General features: G+C 39.0%; 21 protein-coding genes. 10 read left to right on the forward strand and 11 right to left on the reverse strand.

What is annotated here, in order from left to right:
- Positions 1-29 precede the first annotated feature (29 nt).
- Together PR800_RS11205 and pdxR are read right to left on the reverse strand one after the other, a co-directional pair.
- A complete protein-coding gene (locus PR800_RS11205; RefSeq protein WP_166267473.1) occupies positions 30-611 on the reverse strand; it encodes a YebB family permuted papain-like enzyme in 582 nt (193 codons plus the stop codon).
- Between the two features lie 93 nt (positions 612-704).
- Complete coding sequence (pdxR, locus tag PR800_RS11210) at positions 705-2,192, reverse strand: MocR-like pyridoxine biosynthesis transcription factor PdxR (RefSeq protein WP_272530829.1); 1,488 nt, start codon at positions 2,190-2,192, stop codon at positions 705-707.
- Between the two features lie 103 nt (positions 2,193-2,295).
- On the opposite strand from pdxR, the gene PR800_RS11215 reads away from it, so the two are divergent.
- A complete protein-coding gene (locus tag PR800_RS11215; protein WP_102140357.1) occupies positions 2,296-2,754 on the forward strand; it encodes a GNAT family N-acetyltransferase in 459 nt (152 codons plus the stop codon).
- Positions 2,755-2,852: 98 nt separating this feature from the next.
- Here the strand turns inward: PR800_RS11215 and PR800_RS11220 are convergent, their stop codons facing one another.
- From PR800_RS11220 to PR800_RS11235, 4 genes are all read right to left on the reverse strand, one after another.
- Complete coding sequence (locus tag PR800_RS11220; RefSeq protein ID WP_102140356.1) at positions 2,853-3,401, reverse strand: NADAR family protein; 549 nt, start codon at positions 3,399-3,401, stop codon at positions 2,853-2,855.
- Positions 3,402-3,500: 99 nt separating this feature from the next.
- Positions 3,501-4,223: an amino acid ABC transporter ATP-binding protein gene (locus PR800_RS11225; RefSeq protein WP_102140355.1), complete on the reverse strand. Its 723-nt coding sequence runs from the start codon at positions 4,221-4,223 to the stop codon at positions 3,501-3,503.
- Positions 4,210-4,974: an amino acid ABC transporter permease gene (locus tag PR800_RS11230; RefSeq protein ID WP_102140354.1), complete on the reverse strand. Its 765-nt coding sequence runs from the start codon at positions 4,972-4,974 to the stop codon at positions 4,210-4,212. The genes PR800_RS11225 and PR800_RS11230 overlap by 14 nt, the downstream gene beginning before the upstream one ends.
- A gap of 65 nt (positions 4,975-5,039) precedes the next feature.
- Positions 5,040-5,807, reverse strand: a complete 768-nt coding sequence (locus tag PR800_RS11235; RefSeq protein WP_407072555.1) for a basic amino acid ABC transporter substrate-binding protein — start codon at positions 5,805-5,807, stop codon at positions 5,040-5,042.
- 286 nt (positions 5,808-6,093) lie between these two features.
- On the opposite strand from PR800_RS11235, the gene PR800_RS11240 reads away from it, so the two are divergent.
- From PR800_RS11240 to PR800_RS11265, 6 genes are all read left to right on the forward strand, one after another.
- Entirely contained in the window at positions 6,094-7,002 is a 909-nt protein-coding gene (locus PR800_RS11240) for an AEC family transporter (RefSeq protein WP_272530830.1), read from the forward strand.
- Between the two features lie 125 nt (positions 7,003-7,127).
- Positions 7,128-8,588 carry an AMP nucleosidase gene (locus PR800_RS11245; RefSeq protein ID WP_407072557.1) on the forward strand — a complete coding sequence of 487 codons (1,461 nt, stop codon included), beginning with the start codon at positions 7,128-7,130 and terminating at the stop codon, positions 8,586-8,588.
- Positions 8,569-9,132 carry a GNAT family N-acetyltransferase gene (locus tag PR800_RS11250; RefSeq protein ID WP_102140350.1) on the forward strand — a complete coding sequence of 188 codons (564 nt, stop codon included), beginning with the start codon at positions 8,569-8,571 and terminating at the stop codon, positions 9,130-9,132. The genes PR800_RS11245 and PR800_RS11250 overlap by 20 nt, the downstream gene beginning before the upstream one ends.
- Positions 9,133-9,162: 30 nt before the next feature.
- On the forward strand, positions 9,163-9,585 hold the full coding sequence (locus PR800_RS11255) for a helix-turn-helix domain-containing protein (RefSeq protein WP_102140349.1): 423 nt from the start codon (positions 9,163-9,165) through the stop codon (positions 9,583-9,585).
- A 104-nt stretch (positions 9,586-9,689) separates the two neighbouring features.
- The gene (gene accA / locus PR800_RS11260) at positions 9,690-10,649 is read left to right on the forward strand and encodes an acetyl-CoA carboxylase carboxyl transferase subunit alpha (RefSeq protein WP_272530831.1); all 960 of its coding nucleotides are present in this window, start codon (positions 9,690-9,692) and stop codon (positions 10,647-10,649) included.
- A 41-nt stretch (positions 10,650-10,690) separates the two neighbouring features.
- Entirely contained in the window at positions 10,691-11,581 is an 891-nt protein-coding gene (locus tag PR800_RS11265; protein ID WP_206276378.1) for a LysR family transcriptional regulator, read from the forward strand.
- On the opposite strand, the gene PR800_RS11270 is transcribed toward PR800_RS11265, so the two are convergent.
- The 5 genes from PR800_RS11270 to PR800_RS11290 form a co-directional block, all read right to left on the reverse strand.
- A complete protein-coding gene (locus tag PR800_RS11270) occupies positions 11,582-12,040 on the reverse strand; it encodes an RES family NAD+ phosphorylase (protein ID WP_206276379.1) in 459 nt (152 codons plus the stop codon).
- Entirely contained in the window at positions 12,037-12,498 is a 462-nt protein-coding gene (gene parS, locus PR800_RS11275; RefSeq protein WP_210848088.1) for a type II RES/Xre toxin-antitoxin system antitoxin, read from the reverse strand. Before parS ends, PR800_RS11270 begins: the two co-directional genes overlap by 4 nt.
- 86 nt (positions 12,499-12,584) lie before the next feature.
- Positions 12,585-13,052 (reverse strand): DUF1456 family protein, encoded by a 468-nt coding sequence (locus PR800_RS11280; protein ID WP_102140344.1) that lies wholly within the window; start codon positions 13,050-13,052, stop codon positions 12,585-12,587.
- Positions 13,053-13,239: 187 nt separating this feature from the next.
- A complete protein-coding gene (locus PR800_RS11285; protein ID WP_210848087.1) occupies positions 13,240-13,554 on the reverse strand; it encodes an AzlD domain-containing protein in 315 nt (104 codons plus the stop codon).
- Positions 13,551-14,252 carry an AzlC family ABC transporter permease gene (locus tag PR800_RS11290; RefSeq protein WP_102140342.1) on the reverse strand — a complete coding sequence of 234 codons (702 nt, stop codon included), beginning with the start codon at positions 14,250-14,252 and terminating at the stop codon, positions 13,551-13,553. The genes PR800_RS11285 and PR800_RS11290 overlap by 4 nt, the downstream gene beginning before the upstream one ends.
- A gap of 474 nt (positions 14,253-14,726) precedes the next feature.
- Here PR800_RS11290 and leuE point away from each other — a divergent pair, with 474 nt between their 5' ends.
- The 3 genes from leuE to PR800_RS11305 all read left to right on the forward strand — a co-directional run bounded on the left by leuE (position 14,727) and on the right by PR800_RS11305 (position 16,317).
- The gene (leuE, locus tag PR800_RS11295; protein ID WP_102140341.1) at positions 14,727-15,368 is read left to right on the forward strand and encodes a leucine efflux protein LeuE; all 642 of its coding nucleotides are present in this window, start codon (positions 14,727-14,729) and stop codon (positions 15,366-15,368) included.
- A gap of 260 nt (positions 15,369-15,628) precedes the next feature.
- Positions 15,629-15,895, forward strand: coding sequence for a GntR family transcriptional regulator (locus tag PR800_RS11300; RefSeq protein ID WP_166267457.1), 267 nt, complete (start codon positions 15,629-15,631; stop codon positions 15,893-15,895).
- A 35-nt stretch (positions 15,896-15,930) separates the two neighbouring features.
- A complete protein-coding gene (locus PR800_RS11305) occupies positions 15,931-16,317 on the forward strand; it encodes a cytidine deaminase family protein (protein WP_202981455.1) in 387 nt (128 codons plus the stop codon).
- Positions 16,318-16,337: the final 20 nt, after the last annotated feature.

The following is a 16,337-nucleotide window of genomic DNA, read 5'->3' on the forward strand; positions in this document are numbered from 1 at the left end:
CTTGTGCGAGTTTAAATCCGTATTGGTTGTTAATGTATATCCTCATGACTGCGGTATATGAGCGATAATTCAGGGTGATGCCATAGACTTGCAGGAGTCACTGTTTTACGCTCCCACGGAATTTGTCCAATAAACCATAATTTCCAAAAATTTAATTTTGCATTCGGGTTTTTAGTTAATAATTCTTTGAAGGTTTCTAATTCCCCTATTTGAACTGATAACGCAGATTGATAAATATCGAAAACAAACTTTGAACAAAACTGCCTAGAAGACTCATAATTAAATCCAGTGTGATAAAACTTATTTAAACGAGCAGGAACTTCGGAAACTAATGCAGATTTTTGTTCATTGGTTAATGTATGTGTAAATCGACGTACGCTGTAACGTTTATCAGATGAACGGGCAATAAAGCGAGATAAGGTCGTGGTTGTTGAAAGCGGAACGCGACTTTCTGCAATCAAGTAGTCTTCGCCATTATGGCCGACAATCATACCAACATGGTTACTCCAACATAAAGAAGCCGAGGCTATTTGCCTAAACAGCTCGGTTCCAATACTGGTAAAGACAACATCGCCAACTTCGTACTCATGGGGATAATTTATTTTTGTCATAAAAGTACCTCAATATAAACAATGCTATTAAGGTACAGTTATAAAGACTAGAAGAATTCTCGCTATCGGATAAACGCTGAAAATCATTCTTGTTTAACTAGGGTATATATTAGTCAATTGTTCACTAAGTAATTTTATATTGCTAATTATCTCGTCTTCGCAATGAGCAGCATAGCCAAATAGAATTGCATTTTGGTGAGAACTTTGAATACAGTAGCGCGATAACGGTTGTGCACCAAAGCCTAACAGACGGCATTGGTTAAGGATCACGTTAGTATCATAACCGTCTTTAACCCAACAGACAGTATGAATGCCTGAATCCGTCATTTGTACATTAAATAGGTGAGGGAGATAGTGATTAATGGCATTGATAAACGTATTTTGCCTATCGTAGCATATCTTCCGTATTTTTCTGACATGACGTGCATAGTGGCCTTCTTGGATAAACTGGGCTAAAGCGGCCTGTTCTAAATAACCACAATGGCTATCGCTATAATATTTCATCATGGTGAATGCTTCACTCAGAATTTCTGGCACAATTAAGAAACCTAAACGAAAGCCAGGATACATCATTTTAGAAAACGTCCCTGCATAAATAACACGTTGATGATTATCTAAGCCTTGTAGCGCTTGAATTGGCTTTGATAAAAAGCGAAATTCACTGTTGTAGTCATCTTCAAAAATCCATGCGTTGTTTTGTTGTGCCCAATCCAATAATGTTAAACGCCGCGGTAAGCTGAGGGTTGTGCCTAGCGGAAACTGGTGAGAAGGCGTGGTATAAATTAATTTTGCTGTTTCATGGTGTTTTGCACCGTAGGCAATATCCATTCCTTCTCTGTCAGATGAAATAGCAGCAATATCAGCACCTGCAGCGGTGAAAATAGCTCTGGCGCTATCATAACCAGGGTCATCTAACCATACTTTGTCCCCTTGCTGTAATAAGATTTTTGCTACTAAATTAATGGCTTGTTGCGTCCCATTAACAATAATAATTTGTTGTGGTTTGCAGTGAACCCCGCGAGTCGAACGGACGTAATCTACCAATAAGTTTTTTAGCGGTGTATATCCATCAGGATGATTAAAATGTGCAATAGTCTGTTTGGATTTACGCCAAACACGGCCTAGTAGTCTTCCCCATAATTCATGTGGAAATTGGTCAACACAGCCAATACCAATATTAAACATTTGGTACTTGTTGGTGTCCGGGCGCGATTTTTCCCATAAGTTCGTTAAAGTAGAAACTTTAGGATTCAGATTTAATGCAGGATATCTAGATTGGTCATTCTGCTTAGTACTATCTATGGTACCAACTAATTCATCAGGAATGTGGGGAGAAACATAAGTTCCCGAGCCTTTTTTTGAATAAATATATCCTTCATCAATTAATCGTTCAAACCCAGCAATGACCGAGTTTCGTGAGATCGACATCATTTCGGCTAATGCTCTAGAGGAGGGGAGTTTAATGCCGACAGCAATACGACCATCTAAAATAGCGTTACGTATTGTGTGATAAACATTTTCCTTAATATAGCCTTCTTCAAGTAAAAGTAATGGAAACTGTGCATGCTGTTGGCGTCGCATAAAGTGGATCCTAAATAAATAACAAAAGTGTCTCTTATACAGAGCCAGATTGCTATGTACTATAGCGCCATTATGTAATATGTCTATAAATGGAAGGGTTATTATGAATAAAATGGCATTACCAGTGACAGTCGAATTTGTTACTCCTGATCATTACTCAGCATGGTTAGTATATTGGTTGGAATACCAAAAATTTTATAAAGTCGACTTAAGTGAAGAAATTACCTTAAAAGCATGGGCGCGTTTTTTTGATGAGAATGAACCGATGTATTGTGCTGTTGCACTTGAAAATGGCAAAGTTGTTGGCTTTGTGAATTATTTATTTCACCGGTCAACATGGGCTGAAAATGATTTTTGCTACCTTGAAGATTTATATGTGACGCCAGAAATGAGAGGGCGGCATGTCGGGAAGCAATTAATTGAATTTGTGCATGCACAAGCACAAGAAAAACAATGTGGCCGCTTATATTGGCATACACAAGAAACCAATCTACGTGGGCAAAAACTGTATAACTGGGTGGCAGAAAAACCTGGTGTGATTGAATATAGGATGCCTTTGTAATAGAGCTCAGCAGTATATTCTATATTTTAATAAAATATTGGCAGGCCCGCGGTTTAACAACAACGGGCTTTTCTGTTTTATCAGAAAATAAGCAAAAATTAGAGTGTTAAATTGGCTAGTTGGCTTCTAACGTCCATTAATGCGAAACCGAGCAGATTTAACCCTTTCCATGTTAATGGGTTTTCAATATTTTCAGCATCCTCAGCAAGGCCTATTCCCCATATTTTATCGACAGGGCTAGCTTCAACGAGCACGCGCTCATTTGTGGAGAGTAAAAATTGTCCCAATTCTTTATTCTGAGAAAATTTTGCCATATTAGCCGCAACGACAATAGCGAAACGATTTTCATCCCAAACATCTTGCTTAAACCCACGAACTTCACGGCCAAATGCTTTAGCCGCTCCAGGATTTGGCGCATAAATAATTTTATCCAGCGTTTCTAAATCGCCAAATAAGCGTGCTTTCTCGGCCATCATAAAATGTTCTGCACTGGCAAAGCGGTGGTTATTGACAATAAATGGGGAAGGGTACCATTGGCTGAAACAGCTTTTTGTTATTTGATTTTGTTTGGCTTGGTGGCCCCAGAAGAAAACATATTTAAATTTTTTCCCTGAGCGATATTGTTTGCAGAGGCTTGTGATATCCATAAATTAAACTTTATTAAGTAATAATATTCTTAGCTTATCGATAATAAAAAGATTTGGATATCAGAAAAACCTGCTTAGTATGCTAAGCAGGTAATAAAACTAAAGTACTTTACTTAAAAATTCCGCAGTTCGTGGGTTTTTAGGTGCAGTAAAGAGTTGTTCTGGTGTGCCTTCTTCTTGAATAATACCTTGGTCAATGAACATGACTCGGTCAGCAACTTCACGCGCAAATCCCATTTCATGGGTGACGATGACCATCGTCATACCTTCATTTGCAAGAGTTTTCATCACGGAAAGTACTTCACCAACTAATTCGGGGTCAAGTGCAGATGTCGGCTCATCAAATAACAGAATAGATGGCTGCATGGCTAACGCTCGGGCAATCGCAACTCGTTGCTGCTGCCCTCCAGATAAACTGGCTGGCCATGCATCAATTTTATCTAACAGTCCTACTTTGATCAGGAGTTGCTCAGCTTGCTTAAGCGCCACTTCCTTTTTTATACCTTTCACTAAGGTAGGGGCCATCATCAAGTTTTCTAACACAGTCATATGAGGGAATAGGTTAAAACGCTGAAACACCATCCCCACATTTTCCCTCATCTTATTTAAATCAGTTTTAGGATCATGAACGTCAAAGCCATTGACTTTAATCTCACCGCCATCTGGACGTTCTAGTGCATTTAAACAGCGTAGAAAGGTGCTTTTTCCTGAACCGGAAGGGCCAATGACACAAATCACTTCTTGAGGTTTAACTTCGCAAGAAATGCCTCTGAGTACATGGGCATCACCAAATTTCTTTTGTAAATTATTAACGTAAATCACTTCTGCCCAACCTTCTTTCCATATATTGCACCAACTGAGCAAGTATAAATGTCAGCATCCAATAAATCACAGATATCGTTAAGTAGGGTTCCCAGTAAGTTGCATAAGCACCGGATACAGTTCTCGCTGCATAGGCGAGATCTGCCAAGCCGATAGCGGAAGCGAGGGAGGAATCTTTAACAATCGCGATGGCATTATTTCCCAGTGGGGGAAGAATGCGCCGGAAAGCTTGCGGAAGAATAACCTTACGCATTGTTTTGGCCCAACTCATGCCAAGAGCACGAGAAGCCTCCATTTGCCCTTTATCAATGGACTGAATACCCGCACGGAAAATTTCAGAGACATAAGCTCCTGAGTTTAAAGTAATTGCAATGACACAAGATAGAAATGCACCGTAATCTGAGCGGAGCATTTTAGCGGTGTCAACGGACATTATCCCAGATGTAACAAATAACCCATCACGAGGGTTAATAAACAGTGGCACTAAGGCAAAGTGAACAACCATTATTTGAACGAATAACGGAGTACCGCGGAAGGCACTGACATAGAAGCGAACCGGCCACTGTACAAAATAATGTAAAATAGGTTTCCAAATTCCTTGTTCAGCTTTGGCCGTTCTTCCTAAGCCGAGGGTTAACCCCCATAGTGAGCCTAAAATAACGCAGATGATGGTCGCTTTTATCGTCATCATTGCGCCTTCAGCAAATAATGGAGCGTATTCTTCAATTATTTCCCAACGAAACGCAGACATCTTAATTTTCACCCTGATTTATAACGTGAAAAAGCCATCCAAGGATGGCCTTAAGTTAGATTAAATTATTGTTTTGGTAATTGAGGAACGTTTTCATCAAACCATTTTTGGTAAATTTTATTGTATGTACCGTCTTCGATGATCTTATTTAAGCCGTTATTTATCTTTTGCTGTAATTCACTATTTCCTTTAGCGACAGCAATACCAAAATATTGTTTTTCGAAATGGTTATCGTAGATCAGTTTAAATTTTTTCTCAGGGTGGGTTTTTATGTAGTATTTAATGACACCGACATCACCAACCGCAGCGTCAATGCCATCTTCGAACAGTTCTTGTAATAAAAGCGGAGTATTGTCAAAACGTTTGATTGCTGTGCTGTTTTTACCTATTACATCAGAAACAACAATATCACCAGTGCTGGAGTTCACGACGCCCACATTCAGGTCTTTTAAGCTATTTAAGTCTTTTACATCAGAGTTTTCGCTGATGACGATCGCTTGCTCAGCAGGGAAATAAGGGTTAGAGAAATCAACCATGTTTTTGCGTTTATCTGTAATCGTGATCCCTGAAATTAAGATGTCTCGATCACCAGACGACAAGGTTGCAAAAATCCCTTCCCAAGGTGTATTGACAAGCTTAACGTCAAAACCTTCTGCTTCTGCAACCGCTTTAATGATGTCAATATCAAAGCCTTCAAGCTGTTTCTGGCTATTTTCATATTCGAATGGGCGGTAAGTCCCGCCAGCACCAACGGTATAGCTTTCTTTTGCGTAAACATTCCCGGCGAAGGCTGCTAATGACATACAGCCAGCAAAAACTAATTTCTTAAACATACCAACCTCTTTAATTATGCATTTATAGTGAATAAAAATACATAATATTTCTGTTGCAGGCAAATGATTTTTATATAGCGAAGTGAGATAATTTTAGGGTTTAATTTTTTATGGGTGGAAAAATATTCATTTAAAGATAAATAAGTGAAAGTTGATTAAATCGAAAATAAATTGAGAAAAGTAAAATATAGGAATAGCGCTTTTTTTACCTATCAGTTACAAAAATTTAACGATAGACTGATTAACAAACTTACTCAATACTCGAATAAAAACAGATTACGCTCTCATGGATAAGATTCTATTAGTTTTGTGGCCATTATTTGCTCTCATTGCAATGGGATTTGTATTACGACGTTCGACAATATTCGCGACTGATTTTTGGCCGAGTGCGGAAAAATTAAACTACTTTATTTTGTTTCCCGCACTGTTAATTAACAGTTTAGCCACCGCGCCTTTGGATAATCCTAAATTACCCTATCTAGCGAGTGCTATCCTTTGTGTTTTAGCGATTAGCTCTGCGCTAACTCTAGGTTGTAAATATTTATTCAGAATACCTATCCCGAGGTTTGGTGCGTATATCCAAGGAATTACGCGGTTTAATACTTATTTAGGGTTGGCTATTGTTGCTGATTTATTTGGCAAAGAAGGGATCGCTATTGCTGCGGTAATTATGGCTGTTTTGGTGCCAAGCTGTAATGTCATTGCGGTACTTTCGTTATCTTCGGGACAAAAGGTTTCAGTTAAGCAAATTTTATTACCGATCATAAAAAATCCATTAATCATTTCCTGTGTCGTTGGTGTGTTATTAAATATATCACCTATCGGATTGCCATTTGGCTCTGACCAATTTTTAAAATTACTTGCAGCCGCCAGCTTGCCACTGGGGTTAATATGTATTGGGGCCGCATTACAAACAGCAACGCTAAGAAATGAATTTAAACCTATTATGGCATCGACATTGCTACGTTTATTTCTTATGCCTATTTTAGCGGTAACAGTGGCGGGGCTATTTTCGTTGCCAAATCTTGAAACCATCCTATTAGTACTATTTTTTGCTATCCCTACGGCGCCAACAGCCTATATTTTAACGCGTCAGTTAAATGGGGACAGCCAACTAATGGCAGGTATAATTACATTACAAACCGTGGCAGCGGTGTTCACATTACCAATTATTCTATCCTTTGTAGTGCATTGATCATGATAATAAATGCATTGCTGAAGATATAAGTACATTAATCGCAATATATTTTGCAACTGTCACATTGATACTCTATGTTATCGGAGATGATTTTATCTGATGATGAGGAGTTGTGTGTGTCTTTGGAAAAATGCCAGAAATATGAAAACTTATCTATTGACGATGTTTTAGATAAACTTTCGTTGTTATATAGCAATGCGATTGATTCATTAAGAGATGCTATCGCTATTTATGTAGAAGAAGGCCGCATACCAGATATTACTGAAAGGGATAATGGGTTATTTGCTTACCCTGAACTGTGTGTTACATGGGAAGGGAAAGTCGATCACTGCGAAAAAACACGTGCATATGCACGCTTTGTTAAACGCGGTAATTACACCATTACGGTGACTCAGCCAGAGCTATTTCGTGCTTATTTAGCTGAGCAACTGTCTATTTTGCAGCAAGATTATGATGTCACTTTTGCTGTTCGCCCTTCAAAAATTGAAATTCCTTATCCTTTTGTCATTGATGGTTCAGATTTAGTGTTGGATAGGAGTATAAGCAGTCATTTAGCTGCACATTTTCCGATAACCGATTTATCTCATATCAGCGATGATATTACAGATGGTTTGTACTCTGCTACGGATGAAATGCCGCTGTCTCATTTTGATGCATTGCGTGTGGATTTTTCATTAGCGCGTTTGAAACACTATACAGGAACCCCTCCTGAACATGTCCAACCGTACATTTTATTCACCAATTATAATCGCTATGTCGATGAATTTGTGAATTGGGCATGTGAACAGGTCCGTGATCCTGAAAGTCGTTATATTGCATTATCTTGTGTAGGACATAATTATTTAACTGCTGAGAATGCAGACCCACAAATTGCCACTTCTGATTTAACCTGGAAAAAATTTCAAATGCCTGCATATCATCTAATCGCTAGAGATGGTGCAGGAATTACTTTAGTGAATATTGGTGTTGGGCCTTCAAATGCAAAGAATATTTGCGATCATTTAGCCGTTTTACGACCACATGCTTGGTTGATGATTGGCCATTGTGGCGGGTTAAGAGAAAGCCAAAACATTGGCGATTATGTTTTGGCCCATGCTTATTTGCGTGATGACCATATTCTTGATGATGTATTACCGCCAGATATTCCTATTCCAAGTATAGCGGAAGTCCAGCGCGCCTTATATGACGCAACAAAACAAGTTAGTAATATGCCTGGGGAATTGGTAAAACAACGTCTCAGAACAGGAACCGTTGTTACAACTGATGACCGAAATTGGGAATTACGTTTTTTTGCAACAGCTCGCCGTTTTAACTTAAGCCGCGCGGTCGCAGTGGATATGGAAAGTGCCACAATTGCAGCTCAGGGTTATCGTTTCAGGGTTCCCTATGGCACGCTGTTATGTGTTTCTGATAAACCATTGCATGGCGAGATTAAATTACCCGGTCAAGCCAACAGTTTTTATGAAGGTGCAATCTCAGAACACTTGCAAATAGGTATTCGTGCTATTGATTTATTAAGGCAAGAAGGGGATAAATTACACTCAAGGAAATTGAGAACATTTGATGAACCCCCATTTAGATAGCAAGGAGATGCAATCAATGGCTGTAATACCTGTGCTTGAAACAGAAAGATTGATATTAAATAAACATCAAGTGAGTGATTTTCCTGCACTTGCGAAATTATGGGCAACTGAGTCGATGGTTCGCTACATTGGTGGTATGCCATCTAGCGACCGCGAATCATGGATGCGCATGCTAGCTTACGGTGGTTTATGGCCGTTATTAGGATTTGGTTATTGGGCTGTCCGTGAAAAAGCAAGTGGCCAGTATATTGGTGATTTAGGGTTTGCTGATTTCCATCGCATGGTTGAACCCCAAGTTAAAGGTATTCCAGAAGCGGGTTGGGTCATTGCACCTGAATTTCAAGGAAAAGGTTACGCAACAGAAGCAATGCAGGCCGCATTGTCTTGGCTAGTAAAAGAAAATAAGTTCCGGCAATCTATTTGTTTTATTGAGCCGAGGAACTTAGCCTCTTTACGGGTGGCTGAAAAGTTGGGTTACGTAGTTGACCGTGAAATTTTTATGAATGGCGCAATCACGGTATTATTACGGCAACAATTAGCTTAAGTTGTGAATGTTAGAGCGGGTTATAATTTCATGCATGATGAACTGGATATTTCTCAAGTTAGCCAATTATCAGGTCTAGCGGCATCAACCTTACGTTATTATGAAGAAAAAGGGTTGATTAAACCGATTGGGCGCAAGGGGTTAAAACGGGTTTATCACGGGAAAGATGTTATCACCCGCTTATCTTTAATTGCATTAGGGCAAGAAGCTAAATTTACACTCGACGAAATTGCTATCATGCTCAATCATAAGGATGGCCCTAATATTGAACGTGCGAGCTTACTTGAAAAAGCTGAAGAAATTGAGCAAACCATACAGGGGTTATTAGCCTTAAAAAAGGGTATTTTGCATATTGCGAACTGCCCTGAAGAAAATCACTTTTTATGCCCTAATTTTCAAAAAATTATGGAAAACAGCTTAAAATTAAACTCACTAAAGAAAAGTCAGCGTTAAACATTATCCCACCATTGATAATAATCAATCCTATTTTAAAGCATAGAATGGGATTTATTCTCTGATTACACTCCTAAGATTACCGTCACCATTTTAGGAAAGTTATGACTAACCATTTTCTTGCATTTGAGAAAACCATCGTTGAACTCAATGACAAAATTGAAGCGCTTATTGCTTTCAAACAAAAAGGGCATCCTTCAGAAATAAAGTTAGAAGAAGAGATCATGCTCTTGAAAAAAAAGAGTCATTCGCTGACGAAAACGATATTTGCATCTCTTGGGGCATGGGAAATTGTCCAGTTAGCTAGACATGCACTAAGGCCTTATCCCCTTGATTATATTTCATTGATATTTACTGAATTTCAAGAGCTAGCAGGTGACCGCGCTTTTGCTGATGATAAGGCGCTGGTGGGAGGGCTTGCTCGTTTGGATGGTAGGTCTGTTATGGTGCTGGGGCAACAAAAAGGGCGTACAACAAAAGAGAAAGTTATGCGTAATTTTGGTATGCCGTCGCCAGAAGGCTACCGTAAAGCACTCCGTTTAATGAAAATGGCAGAACGTTTCCATTTACCTATTTTGGTATTTATTGATTCTGCTGGGGCTTACCCCGGTGTTGGCGCTGAGGAGCGAGGGCAAGCAGAAGCAATTGCACGCAATATCATGGAAATGTCACATTTAAAAACCCCCATTATTTGTGTTATTACAGGTGAAGGTTGCTCTGGCGGTGCGTTAGGAATTGGTGTTGGCGATCGTATTAATATGTTGGAATACAGCACGTATGCAGCGATATCCCCGGAAGGTTGCGCTTCTATTTTGTGGAAAGATCCCCAAAAGGCACAAATTGCAGCGGAAGCAATGGGTATGACCGCGCCACGGTTAAAAGAGCTTGGTATTATCGATACTATTATTTCTGAGCCCTTGGGGGGAGCACACCGCGACTATCAATTAGCTGCACAACAATTAAAACAACAGTTACTGACTGATTTAAATGAACTAACTCAATTAGATATGGAAGTATTGTTGGCGGAACGGTATCAAAAAATAATGGATTTTGGTTACTGCTAATGCTATTAGTTCAGGTTAATAGAAAACTGTAGGGGTTAAATATGGCTGTTGACCTGAATTTATTGAAAGTGTTTATTGCTGTTGCGACACAAGGGAGTTTTGCCAATGCAGCAAAGTTACTTTCAATGCCGACATCGAATGTGAGTCGTTATATTAAACAGCTGGAGCAACAACTTAATAGCCAATTAATTGAACGCACAACCCGGCAAATGCGGTTGACCGAGACGGGAAACATTTTATTTGAGCAAAGTCAAAAGCTAGTCAGTGAATTAGAACAGGTTGTGGTGCAAATTTGTTATCCACAGCAAATTACGGGAACGTTACGGCTAACTATTCCGAGTGAATCTGGTAGTTTATTGTTAGCTGATTTATTAGCAAAATTTGCATTGTCCCACCCACAATTGAATATTCATTGTGATACTCAATTAATCCCCCAAGATGTCATTAGTGATGATATAGATCTATTACTCACTTTTCATCGTGGTCATCTTGAAGACAGTAGTTATCATTCACGCTTGGTTAAATCATGGCAAAGCGTTGTGGTAGCAGCGCCTCAGTTAATTGAAAAAGTGGGAAAACCACGTTCATATACTGATTTAGCCAGTATGCCGTGCATTTCGAGTTTGAGTGCGTTACAGGGGCAACCGTGGATATTTATTGATTCATCTGGCTTGCAGAAAAAAGTGATAATTAACAGTAACTACCGAGTGAATAGTGGCGCACTGGCTTATGCTGCTGCAATGAATGGGATCGGTTATGCCATTCTGGCATTAGAAGCATGCGCAGAGCAGATTAAACAGAAGAAATTAGTGCGCATAGAATTCGATGAAGTATCGCCAGCGCCAATAGAACTTCGTGCAGTTTATGCGAGTCGTAGTGCATTATCGCCGAAGATAGACGCTTTTTTACAGTATTTGTTAGCAAATATTTAGTTATGCTAAGCGTGGATCAACGCTAAAATCCAGTGGTTTAACCGTCCGTATGGCTTTTTGAAATTGCGGATGCAACGGGTTGATTATTGCGTTGTATTCATAGGGAATAATACAAGAGGGAATTAACAATACTAAGCTATCTTGGTTATTAAGCCATGTAGTGCCAATATCCATTGTAGAGGTTGGCGCTGGGTCTTGTTGCCAATCCGTTGGAAGGTGGTCTAACGACAATTTCATTACGTACTTATCATTGATATCTATGGATAGTAAACTGAACTGGTTTAATAGTATGTCTTGATTGATGTGTACGAGTATTTCAAGGGTTGCTAATGAAATACTCGTCGATGTATAAACAGCGGGAGTCCCTTTATGATTCCAACGCCCACCATAGAGCATAGCCCCTTGGCCCGACCATGCATCGTGAGCAAAACTGGATTTAACCAACCGATATAGGATCATGAAAATACACCATGTTCAATACGGCCAATTAAATCAATCACTTCAATGGCTCCGCTTTCTGTTGCGATAAGCTCAATAGGGCGTAAATGACCCAAGCCTTTCACTGGGTGATTGAGCCAATCACTTGCTGCGTGTTTATCACCATTAAATAAACGCACTGCGGCATCAAATACCCTTACTAGACGTGCAATTCGTTCACTTTCATCAGCATTTAGGGGCTGGCCAGCATTTTTGCGACGAGCGATATTCCGTTCATTGATACCAGATATCCGCAATAGTTCTGCTTTGCTCACCCCTGACCACTCTTGGATATTGTCTAAGACAGAGACAGATAGGCCTTGACGTAAATAATGGGTTAATTCAATACCCCTTTCAGCGGGTAACCCGACATGGCGCCATAGTGGCTTAAAAGCAGAAGCTGCGGGTTGAAGCGGCGTTGTGGGGATATAGTTTCTCATTTGAACCTCCTGACATTTGTCACCTTCATTATAGACAAATGTCAGGGGGATGTAAAATGAACGAATAAAAAACGAGCAGGATACGGTTACTTATCACCACGTAGGCGAATTGTCAGGCCTTTTAGGAAGTAACGCAGTAATTGGTCTCCACATTCGCGGTAGTTTTTATGACCTGGTTTGCGAAATACAGCGTTAAGTTCAGGCTTAGATACGCGAAAGTCAACAAGCTGATAAATTTCAATCATATCTGTATCTTTTAATTCAAAAGCCACGCGTAATTTTTTGAGCATAATATTGTTATTAAGGCGGCTATCAACTTCAGGTGCGGGATGATTTTCATCTTTTCCACGACGGTGATAAATTAAACCGTTTAGAAAATGCCCCATGACATTGTCGTTACATTCAACATATTCAGGCTCATTATCTTTTTTTAACCAAGCCACCATTTCTTCTTTTGTAACATCCAAATCTGCAAGTTTTACGATTTTAACCATTTGGGCGTCGCTTAAGTCCAACATATAGCGAACGCTGCGTAAAACATAATTATTAAGCATGGTATTGTATTATCCATTATCTATAAAAGTTAATTGGCTATTTATTGAGTAAGGCCAATAAAGTATTCACTATGACAATCAATGACAGGGTGAAATTGAAAAGGAATGTATTTTGAGAGAGGCATATTATGAGGGATTAACCAAGATAAAGCAAAGTGCTAAACGATGCTTTATCCTGAATAATAAGTTAACCGATGAAATAAATAAGGGAATAGAAAAATACTAAGGTAAGACCGACAGTTAACAGCATATTTTTCAATACTGAGGCAACAACGACACAGAATAACGCCCCCCATAAATAAGGATTATCTAGGAAGGAACGTAGCTCATGGTTTTCCAATAAGATAACAGGAGCACAAATTGCGGTTAATAAGCAAGGTGCTGAGTACCCTAACGCTTGACGAACCACAAGTGGGAGGCGTATTGGCAACTGTGGTATTAGAAAAATATAACGTAGAGTAAAAACAACCGCTGTTAAGGTAATAATTAAAAGCCAAATCATTTTTCTTCCTTCAATATACGTGAAACAGCCACTGATACAAACATCCCACCCACACCTGCGATAACAATAGCACTGCTAAAGGAGTACATTGAAAGTACGATAGCGACAACGAGCGAAAAGATAACGCCACAAAGTGTGCTTATTTTTCTGGTTAATGGAACGACGATTGCGAGCAAAGTTGCAACCACAGAAAAGTCGAGATGTAAGCGGCTCAAATCGCCCACAATATTGGCCATGGCAATCCCACAAAGGCTAGTAATTAACCAAACAAGATAAAAACTAAACCCAGCACCAAAGAGATAGGGAAAACTTAAACTCTGGCGTTTAGCAGCACTAATCGCAAATAGTTCATCAGTCAGCAAAAAGCCGATGCTAAGGCGCTGAGGTGTTGTAAAGTCTTTAACTTGGGGGCGCAAAGTCAGCCCATAGAGTAAGTGCTGGGAAGTAATAAAAAAAACAGAAATAACAATTGTGATATAGCCTGCACCCGAGTTAAGCAACCCAAGAGTGACTAACTGTGCTGCGCCTGCAAATACCATTGCAGACATCGCTACGCTTTGCCAGAAATCGAGACCAGTTTCGACAGCCATTGAACCCGCTAAAACTCCCCAAGGAATAACAGCGAGATTGAGAGGAGCGGTATGAACCGCGCCTGCCATCATCGCTTTTTGCCATTGATTATTTTGTTGTGACGCCATTTAAGCTAACCTTATTGTAGTTATGAGTACTTATATAATTTGATTGATTTTAAAGAGATAAAATATTAGTGGTGGGATATTTTAGTTTCATACAGGCTTTATCCGACTTTACTTCTAAATAGCACCGACTTTTATGTTATAACGCGAAACCTTAATCAAATCACTACTGCTATTTCTATTTATTCCATGGCATTAAATACTGTTTAAGATTTAAATTTTGGTGTTTATCTCTATTTGGCTGGCTATTTATAGCTAGCTTCTGATTAAGAGGTTTGTTTTGGGTTATTATTTCAATTTAATCCTCCGGTTCAATGTTGTTTGTCTAGTATTTTGCATTTAATTGGTTTTATATATCGTAATGCAATTATCAGGTAGTGATATCTTTTACAAGTCATGTAAAGCCTGTATCATAATAACCATAAAGAAACAATGTGAATTTTTTGTTATAACTTTTATTGAGTTAGCGGGTTTCCTATGCTTGAAAATCTCGGTATTACAAATTTATGGACTTATCTTATCGGTGTTATTTTTATTACACTGGTACCAGGCCCTAATTCTTTATTTGTTTTAACTAGCAGTGCAAAATATGGTGTGAAAAATGGTTATAAAGCCGCATTAGGTGTCTTTACAGGAGATGCTATCCTCATTTTTCTCTCATTTTTAGGCGTTGCATCTTTAGTAAAAACATCACCTATCTTTTTTAGTGTTATAAAATACGCAGGGGCAGCTTATTTATTTTATTTAGGGATGAAAACCCTGTATAGCGTATTATATAAAAAAGAAAATACAGGCGATGTTGATTCAATTATCTTAGAAACCAAGGGTACCTATAAAAAAGCTGTTTTTTTAAGTTTACTAAATCCTAAGATGATCATTTTTTATGTTTCATTTTTTATCCAATTTATTGACCCAGCTTACCCAAGTGCAGGTGTGCCATTTTTCATTCTTGGCCTAATTTTAGAAACCTGCAGCATGATTTACTTATCACTGCTGATCTTTGGTGCGGTTGCTGTAACGAATATGGTCAAACATAATAAAAAACTGTCTAAGTTCTCTAATAGCTGTATTGGTGCCGTATTCTTGATGTTTGGAGCAAAACTTGCACTAACCGCATAATGGTTTTATCAGAAATTGAATATCCTTTGGCGTAGGTTTTCCGTTAACCCATGGGGGTTCATTTGGAGCCCCGTCCTCAGAATACATAACTTGTTGCTTATAATAATCAAATGAGTTTTCCAATTTAGTCCCCTAAAAGTTTACAGCTAACCGTATCAACTAAGCATACGACAATTTATTTTGAAAGACCGCGCTTTGAATGCCCCATATTTTCAATAATTAACTCATCCTGCAAATCTTTTGGGCGCAGCAACAATCACATGGCTCAGGCTCGTTACCAAAAAAACGTTGATAAAATAGCAGAGCAGATTTCTCGTGGAGAATTGAAGCCCAGAGCTCGATTTACGATCCATAGAGCTTTTGCTAAGCAAGAGGGTATTTCATTAGTGACAGTGTCACAGGTGTATCGTGAGCTTACTGAAAAAGGCTTAGTGAGTGGTGAGAACAATAAAATCAGTCATTCTCTATATGGTGGACTTAGAATAAAGCACAAAAAATTTGATGTTTTTTATCGGATTAACGTCTAATAAGATGTATCAATAGAATAGTTAATGGAAAAATGATGTTAAAACACTTAATTGAAGTAGCAAAGCAATATGCTAAACCCGCCACCTTTAATGGTTATATAGAAACTGGCTATGTGGCTTCGGCATTAGAAACAGAAGATGGTGAGATCTATAGTGGTATCAGTATTGATTCTGCATGTTCACTTGGCTTTTGTGCGGAACATGCCGCTATTGCAGATATGCTTAAAAATGGCAAATCAGTCATTAAAGCCATTGTTGCCGTTGATGCTTCAGGTTGTATCGTGCCGCCTTGTGGGCGCTGCAGGGAGTTGCTAAGTCAGTTGTCGGATAAAAACCAGTCAACAGTCGTTGCTGTCAATGAAAACACGCAAGTGACATTAGCAGAGCTAATGCCATATGACTGGAAGGCAACAAGGTGTTAGGCTCGACACCAGAAATACAA

Source organism: Providencia sp. PROV205 (assembly GCF_028479505.1).
GTDB classification, from domain to species: Bacteria; Pseudomonadota; Gammaproteobacteria; order Enterobacterales; family Enterobacteriaceae; genus Providencia; species Providencia huaxiensis.